Here is a 25,621-nt window from a genome sequence, read left to right as displayed (position 1 = left end):
CCGGCAGAGGGAAACGACCAGGCGTATGAGCGGCGATCTTAAGTGGAACAAGATTTTCGGCGCGGCTCTGGGGACGGCGTTCGTCATCCTGGTCGTCCAGCAGGCCTCGGGCCTCGTCTATCATTCGGAAGCCCCCGAAAAGATGGGCTATTTCGTCGATGCGCCGGAAGAAGCCGCCGGCGGTGAAGCCGCCGAACTGGCGCCCGACTGGGGCACGGTCCTGCCGACCGCCGATCTGGCCGCCGGCGAGGCCGCCTTCGCGCGTTGCCAAGCCTGCCATGACGCGCACCAAGGCGGCGCCGACAAGATCGGTCCGAACCTGTGGGGCGTGGTCGGCGGGCCAGTCATGCACCGTCCGGGCTTCGCCTATTCCGACGCCATGGCCAAGCACAAGGCCGAGGCGCCGACCTGGGGCTATGACCAGATCAACAGCTTCATCACGGCCCCGGCCAAATACGTGCCCGGCACCAAGATGTCCTTCGCCGGCATCCGCGACACCCAGACGCGCATCAATCTGATCGCCTGGCTGCGCACGCAGGGCTCGGGCGGCTTCGCCATCCCGGCGCCGGATCCCACCCGTCAGCCTGGTGCGGCCGCGCCGGCCGCCGGCGCGCCTGCGACGGGCGAGGCCCCGGTGACCGAAGGCGCCGCAGCGACCGAAGCGACCGGGACCACCCCGGCCGCCGGCGCGCCCGCCGCGTCTCAGGCGACCCCGGCGGCCCCGCCCGCCGCGACGGCGTCTGCGCCGCCCAACACCTGATCGTTCCGGCGATGAACGACAAAAGGGCGGCCCGACGGGCCGCCCTTCTTCGTTTCGGGCTGAGCGCTTGGCTCAGAGGATCTGCGCGGCCTCGTCGAACGACAGGCGCGGTGAGCGTGGAAACAGGTTCTCGTCCGAGCCATAGCCGAGGTTGAGGATATAGTTCGGCTCCACATTGCTGTCGGGGAAGAACTCGGCCTTCACGCCGGCGGCGTCGAAGCCGGACATCGGGCCGACATCCAGGCCCAGGGCGCGGGCGGCGATGGTTAGATAGCCGCCTTGCAGCGAGGCGTTGCGGAAGGCGGTCTCTCGCCGGCCGGCTTCGTCTGCGAACCAGGCCTTGGCGCCCGGCGCGTGGGGGAACAGGGCGTCGAGATGGTCGTGGAAGTCCATGTCCTGACCGACGATCACTGTCACCGGGGCCTGCTGCGTCTTGTCGCGATTGCCTTCGCTCATCAGCGGGATCAGGCGGGCCTTGGCCTCGGAAGAGGTGATGAAGACGAAGCGGGCGGGGGACCCGTTGACCGCTGTCGGCCCGAACTTGGTCAGGTCATACAGCTTGCGCAGCAGTTCCGGCGCGACGGGGCGGTTGGTCCAGCCGTTGCGCGTGCGCGCCTCGGTGAACAATTGCGACAGGGCGGCGTCCGACAGCGGGACGTCGCGTTGATGAGTAGCGTCATAGGCCATGGGAATGCGTTCCTGACTTAAATAGCAACGAGGACAGGTGCTAATTAGGTCGTTTCGCAACAGCCGCAAGCGCCAATCCCGAAATGCTCGGTTTCGATATCGAGCACTGAGCACAAGCCCTCTGTCGCCCGAGCTTTGTTCGCCCTATCTAGAGGGCATGAAAGATCTGACCCAACTGATGCAGCAGGCCCAGGCGATGCAGCAAAAGCTGCAGGACGCTCAGGCCAGGATGGCCGAAACGATCGCCGAGGGTTCCTCCGGCGGCGGTCTCGTCTCGGTGTCCCTCAAGGGCCCTGGTGCGATTACGGCCATCAAGATCGACGACAGCCTGCTGAGCCCGGGCGAGGGCGAGATCCTGGCCGATCTGATCGTCGCCGCCCATACCGACGCCAAGCGCAAGCTGGATGAGCAGAACAACGCCCTGATGCGCGAGGCCGCAGGCCCCATGGCCGGGATGAACATTCCCGGAATGCCGAAACTGTTCTGATGGCCGCCTCCGCCGGGCCGGAGATCGAACGGCTCATCTCCCTTCTCGCCAAACTGCCGGGTCTGGGCCCACGCTCGGCGCGGCGTGCGGCGCTGGCTCTATTGAAGCGGCGCGAGCAGTTGCTGGTGCCGCTGGCGGCGTCGCTGGCCGAGACGGCGGAAAAGGTCGTGTCGTGCTCGGTTTGCGGCGCGCCGGATACGCGCGACCCCTGCGCCATCTGTTCGGACGGATCGCGAGACAATGGTCTGATCTGCGTGGTCGAAGAGGCCGGCGCCCTGTGGGCGATGGAGCGATCCGGCGCCTTTCGCGGCAAATACCATGTGCTTGGCGGACTGCTGTCCGCGCTCGACGGTGTCGGGCCCGAGCATCTGCGGATCACCGAACTGGTCGGGCGCGTCAGGGGCGGGGGCGTGCGCGAGATCGTTCTGGCCCTGCCGGCCACGGTCGATGGGCAGACGACCGCCCACTATGTCGCTGAGCGGATCGCCGGGCCGGATGTGGAGATCACCTCGCTGGCGCGCGGGGTGCCGGTCGGCGGCGAACTGGATTGGCTGGACGACGGCACCATCGTCCAGGCCCTTCGCGCCCGCCGCCCGGCCTGACCGAGTTAGTTCGAAGGCACCGTCGGGGCGTTGACGTTCGGCGCTTCGCCCGTCGGTGTGGCGACGGCGCGGCCCGTCGAATCCGTTGGCGCGTCGGCGGCGGGCGGCGTCTGGCTGTCGCCCGCGAACGCCTGGGTCTCGGCGGCGGCGGCCTCAGGACCCGTCTCAGCGTTCTTGGCGTTGAAAGCGCCGTTGGTCACGAACCACAGTCCCAGCAGCAGCACTGCGGCCGCGAGGGTCGAAACCGCCAGGATGACGGCGATGCGCGGGTTCTTGCGGCCGCTGCGCACCAGTTCGGCGTCGACCGGCCGGCCGTCGTGCACCGCATCGGCGGCGGTGTCGTGGCGGTGGGGCTTTTCCGGGGTCATGGGCGGGTCCTTCGTGCAAATGGCTGAGACACCAACGTCATCGCAACGGCGACGTTCCGGACAAGCGGCGCCGGAAGGGCCCCGCTTCTCATTGAAGGCGACTCCCGTTAGGAACGGAGCATGAACATGCTTGTGCCGATCCTTGCTGTCCTGGCCGCCGCGTTCGCGGGCGGTTTTCTGTGGGCCTATATGGGCTGGCAGAAGACGAGCGGCGCGCTGGCGGCGGCCGAGGCGCGCATCGATCTGGTCGAGGAAAGCCGTGTGACCATGGGCGAACTGCTCAAGGCCCAGGCGGCGCAGTCGGCCCAGGTCGTGGCGGATCAGATGGTCAGTCGCGCGACCGAGACCTTCCGCGCTCAGGACCAGCTGGCGCGCGAGCGGATGGCCGCCCAGCTGAAACCTGTCGCCGACACCCTGACCAAGTTCCAGGAGCATGTCGCCGCGTTGGAGAAGACGCGGTCCGAAGAGACCGGGGGGCTGCGCGAGCAACTGGCCCAGCTGATGACGGCCTCGTCCGCCACGCGCGACGAGGCGCGCAAGCTGACCGAAGCCCTGCGCGGCAATACGGGCCGTCGCGGCCGTTGGGGCGAGCAGACCTGCCGCAATGTGCTGGAGGCCGCCGGCATGGCGGGGCGGTTCGACTTCACCGAGCAGACGTCCAGCGCCGACGACGAGGGCCGCCAGAACCGGCCCGACTTCATTGTCCGCCTGCCCGGCGGCGGCATGTTCGTGATCGACGCCAAGGTCCCGCTGGCCTTCGACGACGGGGAGGGCGACGAAGAGGCGCGCGCTCGCTCGGTCGGCCTGCGCACCGCCGCCAGCCTGAAGACCCATGTGCGCCAGCTGTCGTCCAAGGCCTATCAGGATCAGTTCAAGCCCAGCCCGGATTTCGTGGTCCTGTTCGTACCCGGCGATGCGTTCCTGGTCACGGCTCTGGACCATGAGCCGGACCTGATGACCCAGGCGATGGCCTCGCGCGTCGTCATCGTCACCCCCTCGACCCTGTTCGCCCTGTGCAAGGCCGTGGCCTATGGCTGGCGCGCGGAAGAACAGGCGGCCAACGCCGACAAGGTCGCCGCCCTGGGCCGCGAGCTCTACAAGCGGCTGTCGGTCATGGGCGGTCATGCTTCAGCCGTCGGACGCGCGCTGGATACGGCGGTCGGCAAATACAATCAGTTCGTCGGCTCGCTCGAGAGCCAGGTCATGGTCTCCGCCCGCCGGTTCGAAGATCTGCAGGTCGACCATGAGGGCAAGGCGTTGACGGATCTGACGCCGGTTGAAACCGCGCCCCGAGCCATCGCCCGTCCCGAACTGATCGCCGCCGCCAAGGTCGACTAGGGCGTCTTTCTGTGGAAAGGGCGCTTGACAGCGCTGTGGTCGTGATGTCAATGTAGCTTGTCAAAAGGACAAGGGGTGTTGACTGATGCGCAAGTGGCGGCCGGTAATCAAGGCGACGGTGATCACGTTCGGCGGCGGCCTGCTGTTCGCCTTCCTCGGCGGCATCGCGGTCGGCTACGCCTCCAGTTCGGGATGGATTGCGCCCGAGATGGGCGAACTGATCGTGACCGCAGTCTTCGCCGCCGCCATCATGGCCGGCGCCTTGTGGATCGGCGCCGAATGGATGCGCGTGATCGACGAGGCCGCGCGGGAGGCGCACAAGGCGGCCTGGTATTGGGGCGGCACGGCCGGCATGTGCGTCAGCGGCGTCGCCCTGATCCTGTCCTCGGCTGGGCCGTGGCGCGACATTATCGCGCGCGAGATCGGCTCGGGCGGTTCGCCCATCGATTACGTGTCCGCCGGCGCCGCCTTGATGATCGCCCCCATGCTGATCGGCTACACCGTTGTCTGGGCCTGGTGGTGGCTGGCGCGGATGCGGGGCTGACCCATGAACAATCGTCTCAAGGTCCTGCGCGCCGAGCGCGACTGGAGCCAGGCGCAGCTGGCCGAACATCTGGGCGTGTCGCGCCAGACTGTGAACGCGCTGGAGACTGGCCGTTACGACCCCTCGCTGCCGCTGGCCTTCAAGATCGCCCGCGTCTTCGGCCAGCCCATCGAATCCATCTTCTCGGACGATCAGGCCTGATCCGTCCTTCTTCTCCTTCATTTTCGACAACAACGAGACCTCTCATGACCTTCACCGATCGCCTTCTGTCGTCCGTTTCCAGCCTGGCGCGCGGCGCCGTGGGCGTCGCCGGCGGCCTGGCGCTATTCGTCGCCATCGCCGGCGTCCCAGCCGACGCCTTGGCCCAGACCGCCGCGCCTGCCGCCCCTGCGCCGATCCAAGGCGAAGGTCCCGCTCTGTGGGTGGTCAAGGATGCGGACTCGACGCTGTATCTGTTCGGCTCGGTCCATGTGCTTCGCCCGACGACCGGATGGGCCAGCCCCCGCGTCGAGGCCGCCTTCGACAGCGCCTCGGACATCTGGTTCGAGATCAGCAATCCGGATGACCAGGCCGCCATCATGCCGCTGATCCAGCAGCACGGTCTGTCGCCCGAGACGCCCCTGTCCAGCCGCCTGACGTCGGAAGAAAACGCCGAACTGGATGCGGCCGCCAAGGCCATGGGCGCCTCCGCCGCCCAGCTTCAGCCGATGAAGCCCTGGCTGGCGGCGCTCAGCCTGTCGGTCGCGCCGCTGATCAAGGCCGGCTACGACCCCAAGTCGGGCGTCGAACTGGTGTTGAAGGCGCGCGCCGAGGCGGCCGGCAAGCCGATCCACGGCTTCGAGACCATCGACAAACAGGTCGGCATCCTGGCCGGCATGCCCGACGACGTGCAACTGGTCTTCCTGCGCGAGACGCTGAAGGACTACGAGAACGCCGCCACAAAGCTGGATGAGATGGTCGAGGCCTGGGCCCGTGGCGACGTCGCGACGCTGGACCGCGTCACGATCACGGAAATGAAAGAGGCTTCGCCGACGCTCTACCAGGCCATTCTGGTCGATCGGAACACCGATTGGGCCAACCAAATCCAAACCTTGCTTGAAGGCTCCGGCACCGCCTTCATCGCCGTCGGCGCCGCCCACCTGACCGGCGACGACAGCGTCCAGGCCATCCTGCAAAAGCGCGGCGTCACCGTCGAAGCGGCGCAATAACCTCTGCCTTGAGCGCGGCTGCTGCGGCGGCTAGAACAACCAACGCCGGAGCGCGCGCACGCCGCTCCGGCGTTTTTTCTGTGCGGGTGTAGTTCAGAGGTAGAACGTCAGCTTCCCAAGCTGAATGTCAGGGGTTCGATTCCCCTCACCCGCTCCAATCCCGATCCTTGACGCGTTGTCGCATTGGCTATGAAGCGGCGCCATCGCCTGCGGCCACTCTATTTTGTGTGCCATTGTGAGACAGCGCGCTAGCGGTGGTTGTCCCGAGATAGGACGCTGGGGACGCGCGTGATCGTCCCCGAAACACCCTGCCTGGCGTCGCCGCCCGAGCCGCACCGAACACGATGACGAAGTTCGGCGAACGCCGCGCGCTTGCGGCGGCCTGACGCACAACGGCGTTCAGCAAACACATTGCATACCGCCGCTCTTAGGCGTAAAGCGGCCTCCGTTAACTGTTTGTTAACCAAAGCCTGCCCGTCGCCGAACGTCTCGATTCGGAGTGGCATGGCTTTTGGAAGGGGTGGGGCGAACCGTCAGGGGTGACGGGCCGTCCTGGGGACGGAAACGGGGTTGGGCAATGCAGAATTCTTCGAGGCCTTTGCGCGCGTCGGTCCGCCGGCTGAGCGGCGCCGTTGCGCTGATCGTATCCGCCGTCGCATCGCCGACCCTTGCAAAGCCTGTCGCTGACAACCTCGACGTGGGCAAGACGCTCAATGTCAACGTTGTCGGCCAGATCGTGCCGCGGTGTGAAATCCAGGGCGGCGGAGATATCGATTTCGGCGAGTTGACGGGCGGCGAACGCGCCACCGCGCTCTTTGGTCTGAACTGCAACGTGCCATTCGACCTGGGCGTGACCTCGGCGCGGGGTGGTCTGGCTCACGTCACCAAGCCGCAGGGCGAAGGACCGTTCGCGGGCGTGCTGCCCTACGATGTCACCTTGACCGTTCCGACGCTTCGGCCTGAGCCGCGTACGGTACAGGCCAGCTTCAGCAGCGTCGATCATATGGGAATGCTGAGCAGCGGCGACGGCATCGCCGCGGGCGGCGGCAAGATCGAATTCCGCACGCGTCAGCCTGCCGGGGCGGGTCTTCTGGCTGGTCAATACACCGAAACCTTGACCGTGACGGTAACGCCTCGCGTCTGAAAGTCTTCAATCAAGTTAATCGTGCATGCTGAATAGATGTAGCGTTTGCTTCAAGAAGAAGCAGACGCACTTTTGCTTTGTATGAGCAAAACAAAGATTTCGCGCTCTACGCGAATACATGCTTGAATCGTAGCTAACAGCGTTTTTTACTGTTGACCAGTTGTTAATGGAAGATTAACTGGACGAGATCGGACGGGGAGGGACTGCCGCCTCGATCGACTATTTTTCGCGAAATCATTCGCTTGGAGAGACTGAAATGAAGAAGTTCGCTTCACTGATGGCCGGCGCCGCCGCGCTCGCCATGATGGCCGCCCCCGCGATGGCTGGCACGGTCTATCAGGGTTCGGTGACCACCAACACGACGGTCAACATCCCGTTCGTCGGCCCGGTGACTGTCCAGAACACCACCAACAATACGGCTGCCGTTCTGGTGGCCGACCTGCTGAACCCTGGCCTGAACAGCAACACCTCGCTGATTACGATCTCGGGCAGCTCGGCCAACAACAACGGCACGGCGTCGAACAATGACGGCGCGACCTTCACCCTGAAGGGCGCTGTGTCGACGGACTGCGCCTACTACACCGGCAACGCCTCGACCACGATCGACTTCGGCACCATCGGCATCTACGCCTCGGACGACACCGGCCCGGCCAACGCCTTTGACATGACCGCTCCGGCCAACGTCACCATCGACACCAACCTGGCCGGCTGCAACACCTCGAACACCGTCACCGTGTCCAAGAACGACATCCGTGGCCTGGTGAACAACTCGGGCGCCGGCTACGACTCCAACGTCTTCCAGGCCAACCTGCCTTACTCGGTCATCGGCACCTACACCGCTGGCGCCGTCGGCTCCACGGCCGCCGCGACCAACGGCAACTACATCAACCTGGCCGCCAACGCCAACTCCACCAGCGCCAGCCACGGCGCCTGGAAGTCGGCCATGGCCCTGAACGTGAACATCCCCGTTCCGTCCAAGTCGCTGCTCGCCGGCGCTTATGAAGGCCAGCTGTCCGTCAACATCCAAGCCTTCTGATCTTCAGAACGTCTTGATCCAAGGTGTCGGCTGCGGCCGACACCTCCCTTCTTCAAGGAAACAGCATCATGAAACTGCAAGCTCTTCTTGCCGGCGCTGCTGCGCTGGCCATGGTCGCCGCCCCCGCTATGGCCGGCACCGTTTACCACGCCTCGGCGACGGCCGGCGTCACGGCTGGTCCCGTGATCAACATTCCCGGCACCGGCGGCGTTTATCTGATCCCGAACGCCACCATCAACGAAACCTCCGAGCCTCTGGCTGCGCCCTATCTCGCTGGTCTTCAGGCCGCAGGCATCCACACGAACTCGAACCAGAACGTGTCGATGGTCCTAATCCAGGGCAGCTCGGCCGCGAACAACGGCACGGCGTCGAACAACGACGGCGCGACCTTCACCCTGAAGGGCGCTGTGTCGACGGACTGCGCCTATTACACGGGCAACGCCTCGACCACGATCGACTTCGGCACCATCGGCATCTACGCCTCGGACGACACCGGCCCGGCCAACGCCTTTGACATGACCGCTCCGGCCAACGTCACCATCGACACCAACCTGGCCGGCTGCAACACCTCGAACACCGTCACCGTGTCCAAGAACGACATCCGCGGCCTGGTGAACAACTCGGGCGCCGGCTACGACTCCAACGTCTTCCAGGCCAACCTGCCTTACTCGGTCATCGGCACCTACACCGCTGGCGCCGTCGGCTCCACGGCCGCCGCGACCAACGGCAACTACATCAACCTGGCCGCCAACGCCAACTCCACCAGCGCCAGCCACGGCGCCTGGAAGTCGGCCATGGCCCTGAACGTGAACATCCCCGTTCCGTCCAAGTCGCTGCTCGCCGGCGCTTATGAAGGCCAGCTGTCCGTCAACATCCAAGCCTTCTGATCTTCAGAACGTCTTGAGATCAAAGGGCGTCGACACCGCGTCGGCGCCCCCTTCTCGTTAAAGGGAGAACTAATGTGAAGCTTCAAGCTCTTCTCGCCGGCGTCGCCGCTCTGGCGCTGACCGCCGCCCCGGCTCTGGCCGGCAACCCGATCTATCAAGGCTCGGCCAGCGGCCCGTATGACGCCAACGGCAATGCGCAAAGCACCATCGGCACCTATACCGGCACGGCCCAGCTGAACCTGGCCCAAAACTACGTCAACGGCCCGAACAACCAGGGCGACGTTTCGCTGCTGCTGATCACGGGCGGCGCAGCCAACAACAACGGCACGGCGTCGAACAATGACGGCGCGACCTTCACCCTGAAGGGCGCTGTGTCGACGGACTGCGCCTACTACACCGGCAACGCCTCGACCACGATCGACTTCGGCACCATCGGCATCTACGCCTCGGACGACACCGGCCCGGCCAACGCCTTTGACATGACCGCTCCGGCCAACGTCACCATCGACACCAACCTGGCCGGCTGCAACACGTCGAACACCGTCACCGTGTCCAAGAACGACATCCGCGGCCTGGTGAACAACTCGGGCGCCGGTTACGACTCCAACGTCTTCCAGGCCAACCTGCCTTACTCGGTCATCGGCACCTACACCGCCGGCGCCGTCGGCTCCACGGCCGCCGCGACCAACGGAAACTACATCAACCTGGCCGCCAACGCCAACTCCACCAGCGCCAGCCACGGCGCCTGGAAGTCGGCCATGGCCCTGAACGTGAACATCCCAGTTCCGTCCAAGTCGCTGCTCGCCGGCGCCTATGAAGGCCAACTGAGCGTCAACATCCAAGCCTTCTGATCTTCAGAACGTCTTGAGAAACGGCGACAGGGGGGTCTGCATGTCCCCCCTGTTTGCGTTTCAGTCACCATTGTTACGCCATACTTAAGTCAAGCTGGCGCGACGCTTGCAGCAGCCTGGGCGCGGCGGCTCGCGACGGGAATCTCAAGCCGGCGTCAGACCGGTCTTCGGGGGAAGTAGCACAATGTCTTCATCGTTCAGCCTTCGCAGGGGCCGGTCTGTCGCCTTGGCGATCGGCGTGCTTGCGGTTGCGCTCGTGATCATGGCTGTCGCCGGCGCGGCATGGGCCATGCGCGTGTCGCCGATGGTGTCCGAACTGACCACGACCGGCGCTGGATCGGCCGCCCGGATCGAGGTCGGCAACGTCGGATCCGTCGCCTTGCCGTTCGAGACGCGCATCACGCGCATGGATATCGACGCCAACGGCAATGTGACCGAGACGGACGCCGACGACGACTTCTTGGTCTTCCCGCCCCAAGGGCTGGTGCCGGTCAATGGTCGTCAGGTGGTTCGCGTCCAATGGGTCGGCGATCCCAAGATCGAGACGTCGCACGCCTACTACCTTTGGGTCCGTCAGTTGCCGGTCGCCACCGATCCCACCGCCACGCCCGAAAGCGGCGGCGCGGTGTCGGTTCAAGTTCTCTATACAATGAAGGCGCTGATCGTCGTGGCGCCGCCCGGCGCCGAACCGAAGGTCGAGGTCGTCTCGGTGACGCCCGCCCTGGTCAGCCCGCCGGCGCCCGAGATCGATCCCACCCTCACCAACGGTCAGGCCGCGCCTCCGCCGCCCGCCGAACCCGGCATCGAGATCGTCGTGTCCAACACCGGCAAGCGCTACGCCCTGATGAGCGGCGCTACCTGGATTGTGGAAGGCACCGACACCGCCGGCCAGCCCTTCCGCCGCGAATACGACAGCGGTGAAATCTCCAAGACGGTCGGCGTCGGTTATCTGGCTCCCGGTGGCGGCAAGAGAACCTTCAAACTGCCCACCGGCACGGCGCTGGATCCCGCCAAGCCCGTCACGTTGAAGTTCGGACGATGAGAGCGCTGGGGGGCGTCTCGGTTCTCGCACTGGCCTGGGGGCTGGCGTGCGTTCCGGAATCATCGGCGTTGGCCGCCATTAGGGCAGCGAGCGCGGCCTACGAACAGGCGGCAGAGGATGCCACGGCGGCTCTGAACCGAGCCAGTCTGGCGGCTGGCGAAACCGCCGCCTCCGGCGCTCAAGCCATGCAGGCGCCTGCCCAGCCCGCGCCCGCCCCAACGGTGGCTGGGCCTACGCCCGATGCGCCGGCTCCGGTCGAGCAAACGCCGCCGACTGCATCTGCGCCTGCCGCGCCGCGCGAACGTCGCGACATCAACCCCTACGACCGCGACATCCCGATGACGGTGCCGCTGAACTTCAACAGCCGCGTTCTGGGCGAACTCCCTGTCGTCTTGACGCGTGACGACCGCTTCATTGTCGACACGGCGGGCTTCAAGACGCTGATCGATCCCTTGCTGACCCCGGAAGCGCAAACCGAGCTCGCGACGCGGCTACAAGGCGTCACGTCGTTTGCGCCGGAGGAAATCAACGACACCGGCATTCAGCTGGACTATGACCCGGAACAGTTGGCCGTTCTGGTGCTGCGCATCGATCCGACGAAGCGCACGGTCGAGTCGCTGTTTCGTGGCGGCAAGCCGGAAACACCGGGCCTGCCGCCCGAACCCTTCAGCGCCTATTTGAACAGCAACGTCTCGATCCAGCGTCGGGAATCGACCGGCGATGTCAGCAAGCCCAGCGTCTTCTTGAACGGCGCCATTCGCTACAAGCGTTTGGTCTTCGAAGCCGACGTTCAGGGCCGCGAGGATCTGTTCACGGGCGAATACAATGTCGAGCGTCGCTACGCCCGGTTCGTCTTCGATCAGCCCGAAGACTATCGCCGCTGGTATCTCGGCGATCTGGAACCGGAAATTCGTGGTCGGCAGGGTTTCTCGCAGCTCGGCGGGGTCGGCGTGTCGCGCCAGCGCCAACGCTTCGACTCCTTCCGCAACAATGTCCTGGCCGGTGGCCGTCAGCTGGTGCTGCAGGAAGCCTCGACGATCCGTGTGCTGAGAAACGGCGTCTTCGTGCGCGAGTTTCGCCTTGATCCTGGTCAGTACGACCTGACCAACCTGCCGCTGGAAACCGGCTCAAACGATATCCAGCTGGAGATCCAGAACGACTCGGGCCGCGCCGAAACCGTCGCCTACAGCGCCTATCTGGACGCCATCGAGCTTGAACCCGGCGACTACGAATACGGCGCCTATTTCGGCGCCATCAACAACGGCATCTTCGGATCGCCCGACTATTCCGAAGGCGAACTGGCCTTCACCGGCTTCTGGCGCAAGGCGTTCGAGAACCGACCTGCTGTGGGCATCGGCTTCCAGGCGTCGCAGGACGCCCAGACCGTGTCGGGCCAGAGCCAGTTGATCCTTCGCAACGGCGCGCGCGTTCGCCTGGACGCCGCCGCCAGCAACGGCGATCCCGGCGTCGGCTACGCGTTTGCGCTGGGTTACGACCACGTCGTCGATCTGGGCGAGACCTTCGATAGCTGGACCGTCGTCGCCGACTTCACCTCGGAAGACTTCTCCTCCATCGGCAATCCGACCGGCCAGAACCCGACGTCGTGGGTGTTTTCGGGCGGCTATTCGCACCAGTTCTCGCAGGACTGGCTGGCGAACGTCAGCGCCTCCTATCGGATGAGCCGAAGCGATCTGATCGACGATTCCTATTCGATCAACGCCACCTCCACCTACCGGTTCGCCCCGGAGTGGAGCGCGCAGGTCGGGCTGGAATATTCCGACTTCGGCGCCAGCTTCGGCGGCTTCCAGTCCGGCGGCTTCGGCGCGACCTTCGCCCTAATCTGGCAGCCGCGTTACGATCGCCGTGTCGAAGGTCGCTATAACTCGGCCCGCAACAGCGGCAGCGTGCGCGCGCAGCAGTCCAGCGAAAACCGCGTCGGTTCCTTCGGCTATTCGCTGGCCTCCACCTATGACGATGGGCCGGCGACCGTTTCGGGTCAGGTCGATTATGTCGGCAATCGCTTCGACGCCAGCTTGAGCCATACGGCGTTCGGGCGGGACTTCTCGAATATCACGCAAGAGCAGGTGACGAACCTGCGCTTCGGATCGTCGATCTCGACGACCGGGGGCAAGGTTGCTGTGGGCCGCAACATCTACGACAGCTTCGCTATCGTCTATCCGCACAAGAGCATCGACGATCATCCCGTCATCGTCGGCGACAGCTTCGAAGGCGGTCGCTACACGGGCCGCAGCGGCCTGCTGGGCGGCGCGGTGGCGAACAACCTTACCGCCTATGTGAACCAGTCGGTGCGTTATGATGTGCTCGACGCGCCCTTGGGCTACAACATCGGCGACGGCATCGCGCGCGTCCGTCCGACCTACAAGAGCGGCTACGCTATCCAGGTCGGCAGCGCCAAGTTCGTCAGCGCGCTGGGTCGTCTGGTCGGCAACCAAAACCGTCCTGTGTCGCTGATCTCGGGTCGTGTGACGCCCCTTGATGATGCGAACGTACAGCCCGAACTGTTCTTCACCAACTCGGTTGGACGGTTTGCAGTGCAGAACCTGGAGCCGGGCAAGCGCTATCGTGTCGAACTGTTCTCCACGCCGGCGCTCGGGTTCGAGTTTACGGTTCCTGCGGACAACGAAGGTCTGCTCGATCTCGAGACCATTGCCGTTCCGCTCGACGTGCCCGAAGCCTGAGCCCAAGACTTAGCCGAGGAGGCTGAAATGTCCCGTAATCGTACATCCGCCCTGGTCCTGGCCGCCGCTGCTGCGACGGCGACCTTGTTGGCGGCCGCGCCCAGCCAGGCCGCGCCGGGCTGCCAACTGGTGATCGAATCCGGCGCCGATCAATGGATGATGCGCTACGAGCCGTTCGATCAGGACGTGGCCGTGCAGGAATTCGATGTCGCCGTGGTGAACCAGGGCGACGGACCCTGCACCGCCGTCAGCCGCGTCGAACTGCGCGGCGAACAGTTCGGTCTGGTCAACGAAGCCGGCGCCCAGCGTATGGCCTACGCCCTGGTCGACGAGCGAGGCGGCGCGGATGTCACGCCGCGCGCGGGCCAGAGCGCGCGCCGCATCGGCGTGCGGCCGCTGAACCTGGCGGCCGGCGAGCGGGGTTTGATGCGCTTCTCCTTAACCGCTGCCCCGGCTGAGACCCTGTCGGCGGGGCTCTATTCCCAGAACGCCTTCATCAATCTGGAAACACCGGACGGCCGACCGCTGGCGGAAAAACCCGTCACGCTCAGCCTCCAGGTGCCTTCGGCCGCCGTCATGGGTCTGAAGGGCGAGTTTCGTCGCAACGGCGGCACGCCGACGATCGACCTGGGGGAACTGACCCAAGGTGTTCGGCAGCTGCGCACGACCCTCTATGTTCTGAGCACGGCCGGATATAGCGTCTCGGTGGCGTCGCAGAACCAGGGCCGCCTGCGTCAGGGCGCAAGCGAATGGTATGTGCCCTATGGTCTGGTGCTCGGCGATCGCGACATGGACCTGTCGCGCGGCGGTCGGGTCGATGTGGTGTCGCGTCGCGCGCGACTGGACGACTATCCGCTGACGATCAGCGTCGGCAGCACGACCGGCAAGCGCGCCGGCGACTATTCAGACATCCTGACCTTCACGGTCGCCGCACTTTAAGCGCCGGAGCTAAACAAAAAGAGGCGGGGACGTCGCGCGTCCCCGCCTCTCTTCAATTGAGATCGATGTGGTCGTCGATCAGATCGGCTGAATCGTCAGGGCCAGGATCAGCGGTTGTTCCAGTTCGACCTCATCGAAGCGATAGGACACCGAACGGATCGTCGCGATGCTGGAGCGGCGCAGGGTCTGCATGCCGGACTTGTCCAGATCAAACGTCCGGTCACCGTAGAACATCACCGCCTTTTCGGTCAGCGACAACGGGCGATACTGGGCCGAGACGGTGAAGCCGCCGGGGCTGTTGCAGGCCTCGACCACCTCTCCAGAGCGACCGGCGGCCGCCAGGACGGGCGAGGTTGGCTTGACCCAACAGGCGACAGGCACAGTCGCGCGAAGGCGATAGGTGCCGCCTGCGGTCGGCCCGGCGAAGGCGGGAGCGGCGGCGGCGACCAGGCCGAGCCCGAGTGTGGCGGCGGCGAGAGCGCGAAGGATACCTTGGGTCATCTGCGGTTCCGATCTGCACATTGCAGAGGAACACTAGAACGCCGCCCGTTAAGGTCACGCGAGCGAACACGCCTAACGCGGCTTAACCTTGATCGCCGACGTTAATGCGTCGGAAAGCACGATAATGTGCATGAGAATACTACAGCAGGTCCGGCCTGATCTCTGATTGAGCTCACGTCGCGCCGGACTTATGCGGTCTGTTCGATGACTGCAGCCGCTTCATTCTCTCGCGCATAGCGCTGGGCGATGATGGTGCAGGCGAACAGCTGGATCTGGTGGAACAGCATGATCGGCAGGACGATCAGCGGCACGGCGTGACCGGCGAACAGGATGCCGGCCATCGGGATGCCGGTGGCCATGCTCTTCTTGGAGCCGCAGAACAGGATGACGATCCGGTCGGGCTTGTCGAACTTGAGCGCGCGGCCGGCGAAAAGGGTCAGGGCCAGGACGATGGCCAGCAGGGCGATGTTCAGGCCGATGACCTTGGCCAGATCCAGCGGCGCGACCTGGGACCAGACGCCGGCGACGACGCCCTCGCTGAAGGCGGCATAGACGATCAGCAGGATGGAGCCGCGGTCGACCAGGCCCGTCAGTTTGGCGTGGCGGGTCAGCCAGTCCTTCAGCAGCGGGCGGCACAGCTGGCCCACGGCGAAGGGAGCCAGGATCTGCAGTCCGATGTCGAGAATCGACTGCAGATGGATGCCGCCGTTGGCGCCGCCGATCAGCAGGGCGACCAGCAACGGCGTCACGATCACGCCCAGCAGGTTCGACAGGCTGGCGCTGGTCAGGGCGCCCGCGACATTGCCGCCGGCGATGGAGGTGAAGGCGATGGACGACTGCACCGTGGACGGCAGCAGACATAGATACAGCATCCCGGTCAGCAGATCGGGCTGAAGCGACCCCCGCATCAGGAAGACCAGCCCAAGCCCCAGCAGCGGAAACAGCAGGAAGGTCGACAGGAAGACCGTGCCCTGAAGCCGCCAGTGCAGCAGGCCCGCGCCGATGGCCGCCGGCGACATTCGCGCGCCATACAGAAAGAACAGCAGGGCGATGGCGGCCTTGACCACCCAGTCCATGACGACGGCCACCTGTCCGCTGGCGGGAAACAGCGCCGCTAGGATCACCATGCCGATCAGGGCCAGCAGATAGCCGTCGATCGGCAGGCGGGACAGGAAACGGGGCATGGACGGCTCAGGCTGCGGCAGGCTGACGCACAGATAGGCGCATCAGCCCCCGCATTGAACCCGCGTCTTCAGGCCCCGGCGCGGTTCTTGACCAGATCGTCCACGACCGACGGGTCGGCCAGGGTCGAGGTGTCGCCCAGCGACCCGATCTCGTTCTCGGCGATCTTTCGCAGGATGCGTCGCATGATCTTGCCCGAGCGGGTCTTGGGCAGGCCCGGCGCCCACTGGATGACGTCGGGCGCGGCGATGGGCCCGATCTCGTGGCGGACGTGGGCGACCAGGGCCTTCCTCAGATCCTCGGTCGGCTCGACCCCGTTGTTCAGGGTGACATAGGCGTAGATGCCCTGGCCCTTGATGTCGTGGGGATAGCCGACGACGGCCGCCTCGGCGACATCGTCGTGCAGCACTAGGGCGCTCTCGACCTCGGCCGTGCCCATCCGGTGGCCGGACACGTTGATGACGTCGTCCACCCGGCCGGTGATCCAGTAATAGCCATCCTCATCCCGGCGGCAGCCGTCGCCGGTGAAATAGCGGCCCGGATAGGTCGAGAAATAGGTGTCGAAGAAGCGCTGATCGTCGCCATAGACCGTGCGCATCTGGCCCGGCCAGCTATCGGTGATGCACAGATTGCCGGACACCGCGCCCTCCAGCGGCTGGCCCTCGGCGTCCACGATCTCCAGCTCGACGCCCGGCAGGGGCAGGGTCGCTGATCCGGGCTTCAGGTCGGTGGCGCCGGGCAAGGGGGTGATCAGATGGCCGCCCGTCTCGGTCTGCCACCAGGTGTCCACGATGGGGCAGCGGCCGTCGCCGACCACCTCGTGATACCAGCGCCAGGCCTCGGGATTGATCGGCTCGCCCACCGTGCCGAGCAGCCGCAGCGAGGCGCGCGATGAGGCCTTCACCGGCGCATCGCCCTCGCGCATCAGGGCGCGCAGGGCCGTGGGCGCGGTGTAGAAGATCTCGACCTTGTGCTTGTCCACCACCTGCCAGAAGCGGCCGGCGTCGGGATAGTTGGGCACGCCCTCGAACATCAGGGTCGTCGCCGCATTCGCGAGTGGCCCATAGACCATGTAAGAGTGGCCCGTGACCCAGCCGACGTCGGCGGTGCACCAGAAGACCTCGCCGGGGCGATAGTCGAAGACGATCTCGTGCGTCCAGGCGGCCCAGAACAGATAGCCGCCCGTGGTGTGCAGCACGCCCTTGGGCTTGCCCGTCGAGCCGGAGGTGTAAAGGATAAACAGCGGATCCTCGGCGTTCATCGGCTCGGGCGGGCAGTCAGCGTCGGCCTTGGCGGCCTCCAGCCCATAGTCGAAGTCGCGGCCCTCGATCATCGGCACGTCGGCGCCGGTGCGGCGGATGACCAGGACGGTATCGACCTTCACCTTCGTCAGGGCCTCGTCGACATTGGCCTTTAGCGGAATGTGCTTGCCGCCGCGCAGGCCCTCGTCGGCGGTTATGACCAGGTTGGAGCCGCAGTCCTCGATCCGGCCGCATAGGCTGTCGGGCGAGAAGCCGCCGAAGACGACCGAATGCACCGCGCCGATCCGCGCGCAGGCCAGCATGGCGTAGGCGGCCTCGGGGATCATGGGCAGATACAGGGTGATCCGGTCGCCCTTTTTGGCCCCATGCGCCTTCAGCACATTGGCCATGCGGCACACCTCTGCGTGCAGTTCGCCGAAGGTGATGTGGCGGCTGTCGGCGGGATCGTCGCCTTCCCAGATGATCGCCGTCTCGTCCTTGCGGTGGGGCAGGTGGCGGTCGATGCAGTTCGCCGAGACGTTCAGGACGCCGTCCTCGAACCAGCGGATGCGGAAGTCTTCCTTGTTGAAGGAGACGTCCTTGATCCTGGTCGGCGGGGTGATCCAGTCCAGACGCCTGGCCTGTTCGGCCCAGAAGACGTCGGGCGTCTCGCGCGCCGCGATCCGCGCCGCCTCATAGGCCTCCCGGTTCAGATGGGCCTTTTCGGCCCAGTCGGCGGGGACGGGATAGAGGGCGGGATCAGGCACGCGAGACGTCTCCGGCATCAATCAGAATCCGTATTTGGCGAACAGGATCAGTCGGGTCATGTCGCCGCTGGCGCCGGTCTCGATCTCGCGGTCTGCGAACATCAGCTCGGCCCCGACATCAAACGCCGTAACCGGCGACCAGATCAAGTTGGCGTGGAGGCTCTGGGCCGACCGGTTGGCGGCCAGGCCTGTGAAGCCGATGTCGTTGTCCACCTTCTGCGCCGACCAGATCAGGCTCGAACGCCAGCCGGGCGCCCAGACGTGGCGATAGGCGGCGAAGCCGGCGACCACGCCGATGGAGTCCAGCTCGCCCGAGGCGTCCACCACGGCGTCGTTGGAGAAGTTCAGCCCGACGTAGCGGCCGATGCCCTCGCCGCCCGTCAGCATCAGTCGGATGTCGTCCTTGGACCCGACCTTGATCTTGGTCGAGGCCGACAGACCCCAGCCGGTCGCGGTGGAATCGATATTGGTCGCTGGGCTCTGGTATTTCAGTTGGCGCAGCAGGCCGGCGAACTGGAAGTCGCCCCACGGCCGGGACACGGCGTAGCGGGCGGTGAAGTCCGGCAGGCTGTTGTCGTCGGCCACGATGCGCGCGCCGCCGCCGAACGGGGTCACGGTTGTCTCGGGGTTCTCGACCGAGACCGAGAAGGGACCGCGCGTATAGCGGACCTGGACCTGACGGGCGAAGACGGTGCCTTCCGCCGCGCCGATGAAGTCGGCGGATTCAGGCAGGACGGCGGTGTTCTGGAAGTTGGTCCACTCCTGCCCGATCAGCCAGTTGTCGATGGTGATGAAGGCGCGACGCAGGGCCGGGTTGGCCGGGCTGGTGGTGCGCTGGTCGCCGGCGCCCGGCAGGGTCTGGAAGTCCATCTCCATCCGCGTGCCGATCTTGTGACCGCCGACCATGCCGTCTGTGGTCAGCCAGAACCGGGTCTGGCGGGCGTTGAAGTCGGTCGCCGTATCCTCGTCGGCACCGCCGATGGGGATGGAGCCCGGAATGTGGAACTCACGCAGCGCATCGCCATTGACCGGATCGCCGCCGGAATAGCGGGTGGCGTAGGCGTCCACCTTGACGAAGCCGCCGAACTTGACCGTGTGGTCGCCGATGCGGAAGCCGTCGCCGGGTGCGGCGGGCGCCGCCGCTTGCTGGACCGGGGCTGGCGCGGCGGGGCGGGTTTCCAGGCGGATGATGTCCTGCTGTTGCGCCGCCTGCTGGGTTCGGGCGGCGACGACCTCGGACTTCAGGACGTTCAACTGGGCTTCGAGCTGAGCGATGCGCGCCTCGAGCGCGGCCTGGTCCTGGGCCGAGGCCAGGTTGGGCGTCGCCATCAGCGCAACGGCGGCGGCTCCCGCCATCAGGCTTTTCGTGATCATGATGAACCTCCCGCGCCCGTCTCGCGCGGGCGTCCCTTTGACGACCTTTCCGCCTCCGGCCTCGGGGAGCCATTGGCCATTGGTCTAATTTCGACCAAAGTCGAACCGCGCCATGATGGCGACGACGCGGCCGGTCAGACGCCGCGCACGGAAGGAAGCCCATGGATCGCATCGTCGTCGCCGACGACCATCCCCTGTTTCGCGCCGCCCTGCGCTCGGCCGTCGACAAGGCGGCGCCAGGCGCGGATGTGGTGGAATGCGCCAGCCTGGCCGAGGCTCGGGCCGCGATGGTCGCAGGGCCCGTCGATCTGTTGCTGCTGGATCTGAAGCTGTCGGACAGCGAGGGGATGGCGGGCCTCGCCGCCGTGCGGGCCGAACAGCCGACCGTGCCGGTGGCGGTGGTCTCGGCCAGTGAGGACGCGCCCGTTGTGCGCCACGCCCTGGGTCTGGGCGCCGCCGGCTTTATTCCCAAGTCTTCGTCCCTGCCGCAGATGGTCGAGGCGATCGCGGCCATTCTCGCCGGCGACAGCTGGGCGCCGGATGTGCCCGAGGCCGACGACGATCTGGCCGGCCGCGTGGCCAGCCTGACGCCGTCGCAGCTGCGGATTCTCGAAGGGCTGAAGGCCGGCCGGCTGAACAAGCAGATCGCCTTCGACCTCGGCGTCTCCGAAGCCACCATCAAGGCGCATCTGACCAGCGTGTTTCGAAAGCTGGGCGTTCACAACCGGACCCAGGCGGTGATCCTGGCCAAGTCGCTGGACCCGGCTTAACTCGCCAACTCTTAGCTTGACAGGAAAGCCTTCAGCGCCGCCGGCTTGATCGGCTTCGGCAGCAAAACGGCGCCGGCCGCCGTCGCCTGTTCGTTCAGCCCGTCGCGGGTGTCGGCGGTGACCAGAGCGATGCGGCGCACGCCCTGGGGCCTCAGCCAGTCGATGACGGCGAACCCTTCGGGCCCATCGCCCAGATGCAGATCGACCACGGCGGCGTCGAACGGGCCGATCGCCGCCTTGGCCGCCTCGACGCTGGCGACCAGCGTCGGCCGCGCGCCCCAGCGGGTGAGCAGGGCGTTCAGCGCGTCCAGAATCACGGGCTCATTGTCCACGCACAACACGCGCAGACCCGACAGCGGCAGGCGCGCCTCGCGCACCGGCGGCGCCTCGGCGGGCAGGTCGGCCGCGCTGCGCGGCACGGTGATGCGGAAGGTCGTGCCGCGCCCCACACGGGAACTCAGCTCCAGCGGGTGATCGAGCAGACTGGACAGGCGGCGCACGATGGCCAGGCCCAGGCCTGCGCCCGGCTCATCGACGGCGCCCGGCAGACGCACGAACTCGCCGAAGACGGTTTCGTGTTCGGTGTCGGGAATGCCGCGTCCGGTGTCGCAGACGAACAGTTGCACCGTCTCGCCCCGCCGACGCGCCCCGACCAACACCAGGCCGGCGTCCGTATAGCGGATCGCGTTGGCCACCAGATTCTGCAGCATGGAGCGCAGCAGGTCGCGGTCGGACGCGACCCACAGACGGCTGGACATCACGGTCAGATCCAGACCCTTGGCCTCGGCCACGGGCGCGAACTCGCGGCGCAGTTCGTCGAACAGGCCGCCCAGCGACAGCCGCGCGACATTGGTCCGCACGCCGCCGGCCTCCAGCTTGGACAGGTTCAGCAGGGCGGTCAGCAGACGGTGGGCGCTGTCGATGGCGCGGTCCGCGTTGACGGCCAGGGTGCGGCTGGTCGCGTCTTCCAACGCCGGCTCCTCCTTTAAGGCGGCGATGAACAGGCGGGCGGCGTGCAGCGGTTGCAGCAGGTCGTGGCTGGCAGCGGCCAGGAACCGGGTCTTGGACGCCGTGGCGTCTTCGGCCACGCGCCGGGCCTCGTCCAGTCGGGCGGTGCGGTCCGCCACGCGCGCCTCCAGCCGTTCGTTGGCCTCCTCCAACTCGCGCGCCGCTTGGCGCAGGGCGGTGATGTCGGTGTAGCTGGTGGCGTAGCCGCCGCCGGGGATCGGCGCGCCGGAGGAGCGCAGCACTCGGCCGTCGGGCTGCTGGCGTTCGTGGTCGTGGGGGATGCGGCGGCTCAGCGCCTCCAACCGCCGCTCGACCCAGGCCTCGATGTCGTCGGGGCTTTCGCCGCGCTCGGCGTTCAAGCGATAGATGACGGCGATGGGCAGGCCGACGTGGACGAAACCGGCCGGCAGGTCGAACATGGCGACATAGCGCCGATTCCAGGCGGTGACCCGCAGATCCTCGTCCACCACGATCACGCCCTGGTCGATATTGTCGAGCGTGGTCTGCAGCAGGTCGCGGTTGAACTGAACGGCCTGGGACGCCTCGTCCAGCATCCGCACCACGTCCTCAGGCGCGCGCCCGACGCCGGCCAGCGCCGCCGCAATGACCCGCCGGGCCGAGGCCGCGCCGATGGCGCCGGCCAGCATCCGTTCGGCGGCGCGCGCCAGGGCCGCGTCGGCTGGGTCGGCGTCGCGCAGCTTGGTGTCGGTCTCATCGCCCCAGGCGGTGAAGGCGCGCTCGGCCCGTTCGTCGCCGATGAAGCGGGCGACCAGGGCGCGCAGGTCGCCGACCGAGGCGCCCGACGGCGCGGGCCGGGCCTCCATCCAGTCCGGTCCCAGCCGATCCACGAAGGCGCGGGCCTGAACCCGGTCGATCAGGCGCGGCTGGGCGAACCGCGACACCCCGACATAGGCCGCCAGGTTCAACGCCAGGCTGACGAAGACGCCGAGCGCCAGCGGGTCGCCTATCCCCAGCATGACGTGCAGGTGCCAGGGCGCGCCGGGCGACAGCTGGGGCAGGGCCAGCATGACGATCCAGACCGCCATCCCGACCGACATGCCCGCCAGCGCCCCCTGCGCATGGCCGCCCCGCCACAGGACCGCGCCGAACAGGGCCGGCGCCAACTGGGCCATCGCCGCGAAGGACACCAGCCCCATCGCCGCCAGGCCGCGCGACTGGTCCGTCGCCTGGTAATAGAGCCAGGCCAGCAGCAGGACCGCGACGATGGCCCCGCGCCTTACCTGAAGGATGGTCCCAGCCATGTCGGAGGCGTCGCCGCGCACCCGCCAACGCTCGCGGGCCAGGAAGGGCAGGATCAGGCTGTTGGACACCATGGCCGACAGGGCGACGGCCTCGACGATGACCATTGCGGTGGCGGCGGAAAAGCCGCCGACGAAGACCACGGCCGTCAGCAGGGTCTCGCCGCGCTGGAACGGCAGGGCCAGCACCAGCAGGTCCGGATTGACCGAGGGCGCAAACAGGGCGCCGGCCGCCACAAGCGGCAGCACCGCCAGACTGGTGAGCAGCAGATAGAGGGGAAAGATCCACCGCGCCCGCTTCACATCTGACGGCTGACCGCCCTCGACAAAGGCGACGTGGAACTGTCGCGGCAGGCAGAAGATGGCCAAGGTCGACAGCAGGGTGATGGCGGTGAATCGCGGCGTGACCTCGGGCGGCGCGGCCAAGGCGCCCAGGCCCTCGACGATGCGCGGAGGCGAGCCTTCGTTCAGCAGCAAGACCAGGGCGAAGACGGCGACGAACAGCAGGGCGCCCAGCTTGACCATCGACTCCAGCCCGATCGCCTGGATCAGGCCGCGATTGTGCTCGGTCAGGTCAGGACGGCGCGCCCCGAACAGGATGGCGAAGAAGGCCAGGACGCCGGCCAGCACCAGGACCGTCAGACCCTCGGACCCCGCCACCGGCGTGCCGGCGGTCAGCAGGGCGCCGGCCATCGACAGCGACTTCAGCTGCAGCGCGATATAGGGCAGCGACCCCAGGATGGCGACGACCGTGACGGCCGCGCCCAGGGTCTGGCTCTTGCCGTACCGCGAGGCGACGAAGTCGGCCATGGAGCCCACGTTCTCGCGTCGGGCGGCCGCCGCGATCCGGCGCCACAGTGGAAACAGCAACGTCAGGCCGATCACCGGGCCGATGTAGATGGGCAGATACTCCCACCCGTCGCGCGCCGCCGTGCCGACCGCGCCATAGTAGGTCCATGAGGTGCAGTAGATGGCCAACGACAGGGCATAGACCGACGGCCCCAACCCCTTGCCGCGCGCGCGCGCCGACGGCCGTTCCTGGGACCAGGCGACGGCGAACAGCACCGCCATATAGGCGGCGACCAGGCCGAGGATCGTCAGGCTGAACATGGGGCATCTGAACCGGGCGGGGGGTGTTTCACAAGCGAAAGGCGGGCCGTCTCGCGACGACCCGCCCTTCATTCCGCCTGACAGCAGGATCAGGCGTTCAGATCGACGTCCTTGCCTTCCTTGACCAGCAGGAAGCCCAGCACGACCGTCGCAAGCGCCACGATGATCGGATACCAAAGGCCGGAGTAGATGTTCCCCGTCGCCGCCACGATGGCGAAGGCGGTCGTCGGCAGGAAGCCGCCGAACCAGCCGTTGCCGATATGATAGGGCAGGGACATGGAGGTGTAGCGGATGTTGGTCGGGAACATCTCGACCAGGGCCGCCGCGATCGGTCCGTAGACCATGGTCACATAGAAGCCGAGGATGAACAGGATCAGCACCACCATCGGCTTGTTGACCAGGGCGCTGTCCGCCTTGGCCGGATAGCCGGCGGCGGTCAGGGCCTCGCCCAGGCTCTTGTCCCAGGTCTTCTTCTGGGCCGCGAAATCGGCGGAGGTCATGGCGTCGCCCCGGAAGCTGGGGACCACGGCCTGATCGCCGATGCGGACCTCGGCCACCGTCCCGGCGGGCGCCGCGACGTTGGTGTAGGTCACGCCCGCCTTGGCCAGATAGGATTTGGCCACGTCGCAGGAGTGGTTGAACACCGTCTTGCCCACCGGATCGAACTGCAGATTACAGTCGGCTGGATCGGCATAGACCGTCACCGGCGCCGAGGCGGCGGCGGCGGCCAGTTTCGGATTGGCGGCCTGGGTCAGGGCGTTGAACAGCGGGAAATAGGTCAGGGCCGCGATCAGGCAGCCGGCCAGGATTATCGGCTTGCGCCCCACCTTGTCCGACAGCCAGCCCCAGAAGATGAAGAAGGGCGAGGCGGCCACAAGCGCGATGGTCAAGAGGACATAGACCAGGGTGGCGTCGACCTTCATGACCCGTTCCAGGAAGAACAGGGCGTAGAACTGGCCCGTGTACCAGATGACGGCCTGGCCGGCGGTGAGGCCCAGCAGGGCGATCAGCACGATCTTCAGGTTCGGCCATTTGCCGAAGCTGTCCTTCAGCGGGGTCTTGGAGCCCTTGCCCTCGGCCTTCATCTTCTTGAACGACGGGCTTTCGGCCAGCTTCAGGCGGATCCAGAGGGAGACGCCCAGAAGCAGGATCGACACCAGGAACGGAATGCGCCAGCCCCATTCGGCGAAGGCCTCTTCTCCGACCGCAAGGCGGACGCTCAGGATCACCACGAGGCTCAGCACCAGGCCGGCGGTCGCCGTGATCTGGATGAAGGAAGTGTAGAAGCCGCGCTTGCCCTGTGGGGCGTGCTCGGCGACGTAGGTGGCGGCGCCGCCGTACTCCCCGCCCAGGGCCAAACCCTGGATCAGGCGCATCAGCACCAGAATGATGGGCGCGGCGATGCCGATGACCGCATAGGGCGGCAGCAGGCCGACGACGAAGGTCGACAGACCCATCAGCAGCATGGTGACGAGGAAGGTGTTCTTGCGCCCCCAAAGATCGCCCAGCCGCCCGAAGACGATGGCGCCGAAGGGCCGCACCGCAAAGCCGGCGGCGAAGGCCATCAGGGCGAAGATGTAGCCGGTGGTTTCGTTGACGCCGGAGAAGAACTGGACGGTGATGATCGCCGCCAGAGAGCCGTAGAGATAGAAGTCGTACCACTCGATGACGGTGCCGACCGATGAGGCGAGGATGACCAGGCGATCGCTGCGATCGACGGTGTGCTCCTCTCCTCCGGACGCAAGGGGTGCGTCGGTTGCCATGATCCATTTCCTCCCGTGTCGCCGTTATCGGCCGTTCTGCACATCCTTCAGGAT

At 66.5% G+C, this 25,621-nt stretch carries 23 protein-coding genes and 1 tRNA gene; 16 read left to right on the top strand and 8 right to left on the bottom strand.

Going from position 1 to position 25,621, the window contains the following annotated elements:
* Nucleotides 1-25 precede the first annotated feature (25 nt).
* On the top strand, nucleotides 26-760 hold the full coding sequence (locus AC3WRC_RS06270; protein WP_039244051.1) for a c-type cytochrome: 735 nt from the start codon (nucleotides 26-28) through the stop codon (nucleotides 758-760).
* A 72-nt stretch (nucleotides 761-832) separates the two neighbouring features.
* Here the strand turns inward: AC3WRC_RS06270 and AC3WRC_RS06265 are convergent, their stop codons facing one another.
* Complete coding sequence (locus AC3WRC_RS06265) at nucleotides 833-1,447, bottom strand: malonic semialdehyde reductase (protein WP_492303263.1); 615 nt, start codon at nucleotides 1,445-1,447, stop codon at nucleotides 833-835.
* Nucleotides 1,448-1,604: 157 nt separating this feature from the next.
* On the opposite strand from AC3WRC_RS06265, the gene AC3WRC_RS06260 reads away from it, so the two are divergent.
* Both AC3WRC_RS06260 and recR read left to right on the top strand, forming a co-directional pair.
* The gene (locus tag AC3WRC_RS06260; RefSeq protein ID WP_492303262.1) at nucleotides 1,605-1,934 is read left to right on the top strand and encodes a YbaB/EbfC family nucleoid-associated protein; all 330 of its coding nucleotides are present in this window, start codon (nucleotides 1,605-1,607) and stop codon (nucleotides 1,932-1,934) included.
* Nucleotides 1,934-2,536, top strand: a complete 603-nt coding sequence (recR, locus tag AC3WRC_RS06255; protein ID WP_055754449.1) for a recombination mediator RecR — start codon at nucleotides 1,934-1,936, stop codon at nucleotides 2,534-2,536. The genes AC3WRC_RS06260 and recR overlap by 1 nt, the downstream gene beginning before the upstream one ends.
* A gap of 5 nt (nucleotides 2,537-2,541) precedes the next feature.
* Here the strand turns inward: recR and AC3WRC_RS06250 are convergent, their stop codons facing one another.
* The gene (locus tag AC3WRC_RS06250; protein ID WP_055754450.1) at nucleotides 2,542-2,904 is read right to left on the bottom strand and encodes a hypothetical protein; all 363 of its coding nucleotides are present in this window, start codon (nucleotides 2,902-2,904) and stop codon (nucleotides 2,542-2,544) included.
* A gap of 120 nt (nucleotides 2,905-3,024) precedes the next feature.
* Here AC3WRC_RS06250 and AC3WRC_RS06245 point away from each other — a divergent pair, with 120 nt between their 5' ends.
* The 12 genes from AC3WRC_RS06245 (at nucleotide 3,025) to AC3WRC_RS06190 (ending at nucleotide 14,592) form a co-directional block, all read left to right on the top strand.
* Nucleotides 3,025-4,242 (top strand): DNA recombination protein RmuC, encoded by a 1,218-nt coding sequence (locus AC3WRC_RS06245; protein WP_055754451.1) that lies wholly within the window; start codon nucleotides 3,025-3,027, stop codon nucleotides 4,240-4,242.
* An 85-nt stretch (nucleotides 4,243-4,327) separates the two neighbouring features.
* Nucleotides 4,328-4,786, top strand: a complete 459-nt coding sequence (locus AC3WRC_RS06240) for a hypothetical protein (protein WP_055754452.1) — start codon at nucleotides 4,328-4,330, stop codon at nucleotides 4,784-4,786.
* 3 nt (nucleotides 4,787-4,789) lie between these two features.
* Nucleotides 4,790-4,987, top strand: coding sequence for a helix-turn-helix transcriptional regulator (locus AC3WRC_RS06235; RefSeq protein ID WP_055754453.1), 198 nt, complete (start codon nucleotides 4,790-4,792; stop codon nucleotides 4,985-4,987).
* Between the two features lie 44 nt (nucleotides 4,988-5,031).
* Nucleotides 5,032-5,994, top strand: coding sequence for a TraB/GumN family protein (locus AC3WRC_RS06230; RefSeq protein ID WP_492303261.1), 963 nt, complete (start codon nucleotides 5,032-5,034; stop codon nucleotides 5,992-5,994).
* An 82-nt stretch (nucleotides 5,995-6,076) separates the two neighbouring features.
* Nucleotides 6,077-6,151, top strand: a tRNA-Gly gene (locus tag AC3WRC_RS06225).
* A 441-nt stretch (nucleotides 6,152-6,592) separates the two neighbouring features.
* Nucleotides 6,593-7,138, top strand: a complete 546-nt coding sequence (locus AC3WRC_RS06220; RefSeq protein ID WP_055754454.1) for a hypothetical protein — start codon at nucleotides 6,593-6,595, stop codon at nucleotides 7,136-7,138.
* Nucleotides 7,139-7,394: 256 nt separating this feature from the next.
* Entirely contained in the window at nucleotides 7,395-8,174 is a 780-nt protein-coding gene (locus AC3WRC_RS06215) for a hypothetical protein (RefSeq protein ID WP_492303260.1), read from the top strand.
* A 68-nt stretch (nucleotides 8,175-8,242) separates the two neighbouring features.
* Nucleotides 8,243-9,061 carry a hypothetical protein gene (locus tag AC3WRC_RS06210; protein WP_492303259.1) on the top strand — a complete coding sequence of 273 codons (819 nt, stop codon included), beginning with the start codon at nucleotides 8,243-8,245 and terminating at the stop codon, nucleotides 9,059-9,061.
* A gap of 74 nt (nucleotides 9,062-9,135) precedes the next feature.
* Nucleotides 9,136-9,912, top strand: coding sequence for a hypothetical protein (locus tag AC3WRC_RS06205; RefSeq protein ID WP_492303258.1), 777 nt, complete (start codon nucleotides 9,136-9,138; stop codon nucleotides 9,910-9,912).
* A 256-nt stretch (nucleotides 9,913-10,168) separates the two neighbouring features.
* Nucleotides 10,169-10,954, top strand: coding sequence for a fimbrial biogenesis chaperone (locus AC3WRC_RS06200; RefSeq protein ID WP_492303257.1), 786 nt, complete (start codon nucleotides 10,169-10,171; stop codon nucleotides 10,952-10,954).
* Nucleotides 10,951-13,653: a fimbria/pilus outer membrane usher protein gene (locus AC3WRC_RS06195; RefSeq protein ID WP_492303256.1), complete on the top strand. Its 2,703-nt coding sequence runs from the start codon at nucleotides 10,951-10,953 to the stop codon at nucleotides 13,651-13,653. Before AC3WRC_RS06200 ends, AC3WRC_RS06195 begins: the two co-directional genes overlap by 4 nt.
* Before the next feature lie 27 nt (nucleotides 13,654-13,680).
* Nucleotides 13,681-14,592: a hypothetical protein gene (locus AC3WRC_RS06190; protein ID WP_492303255.1), complete on the top strand. Its 912-nt coding sequence runs from the start codon at nucleotides 13,681-13,683 to the stop codon at nucleotides 14,590-14,592.
* Between the two features lie 78 nt (nucleotides 14,593-14,670).
* Here AC3WRC_RS06190 and AC3WRC_RS06185 read toward each other — a convergent pair whose 3' ends face one another.
* The 4 genes from AC3WRC_RS06185 to AC3WRC_RS06170 all read right to left on the bottom strand — a co-directional run bounded on the left by AC3WRC_RS06185 (nucleotide 14,671) and on the right by AC3WRC_RS06170 (nucleotide 19,657).
* Nucleotides 14,671-15,093 (bottom strand): hypothetical protein, encoded by a 423-nt coding sequence (locus AC3WRC_RS06185; protein WP_055753852.1) that lies wholly within the window; start codon nucleotides 15,091-15,093, stop codon nucleotides 14,671-14,673.
* A 188-nt stretch (nucleotides 15,094-15,281) separates the two neighbouring features.
* On the bottom strand, nucleotides 15,282-16,277 hold the full coding sequence (locus AC3WRC_RS06180; RefSeq protein WP_492303254.1) for a bile acid:sodium symporter family protein: 996 nt from the start codon (nucleotides 16,275-16,277) through the stop codon (nucleotides 15,282-15,284).
* A 68-nt stretch (nucleotides 16,278-16,345) separates the two neighbouring features.
* On the bottom strand, nucleotides 16,346-18,301 hold the full coding sequence (acs, locus tag AC3WRC_RS06175) for an acetate--CoA ligase (protein WP_492303253.1): 1,956 nt from the start codon (nucleotides 18,299-18,301) through the stop codon (nucleotides 16,346-16,348).
* A 3-nt stretch (nucleotides 18,302-18,304) separates the two neighbouring features.
* A complete protein-coding gene (locus AC3WRC_RS06170) occupies nucleotides 18,305-19,657 on the bottom strand; it encodes a DcaP family trimeric outer membrane transporter (RefSeq protein ID WP_492303252.1) in 1,353 nt (450 codons plus the stop codon).
* Nucleotides 19,658-19,818: 161 nt separating this feature from the next.
* On the opposite strand from AC3WRC_RS06170, the gene AC3WRC_RS06165 reads away from it, so the two are divergent.
* Nucleotides 19,819-20,427, top strand: coding sequence for a response regulator (locus AC3WRC_RS06165; protein ID WP_492303251.1), 609 nt, complete (start codon nucleotides 19,819-19,821; stop codon nucleotides 20,425-20,427).
* An 11-nt stretch (nucleotides 20,428-20,438) separates the two neighbouring features.
* Here AC3WRC_RS06165 and AC3WRC_RS06160 read toward each other — a convergent pair whose 3' ends face one another.
* The gene (locus AC3WRC_RS06160; RefSeq protein ID WP_492303250.1) at nucleotides 20,439-23,804 is read right to left on the bottom strand and encodes a hybrid sensor histidine kinase/response regulator; all 3,366 of its coding nucleotides are present in this window, start codon (nucleotides 23,802-23,804) and stop codon (nucleotides 20,439-20,441) included.
* Nucleotides 23,805-23,893: 89 nt separating this feature from the next.
* A complete protein-coding gene (locus AC3WRC_RS06155; RefSeq protein ID WP_492303249.1) occupies nucleotides 23,894-25,567 on the bottom strand; it encodes an MFS transporter in 1,674 nt (557 codons plus the stop codon).
* Between the last annotated feature and the right edge of the window lie 54 nt (nucleotides 25,568-25,621).

This window comes from Brevundimonas sp. EU05-FHT14B07 (genome assembly GCF_058790795.1).
Note: the sequence above shows the minus strand (reverse complement) of the source record. Positions and strands in the feature narration are given on the sequence as shown.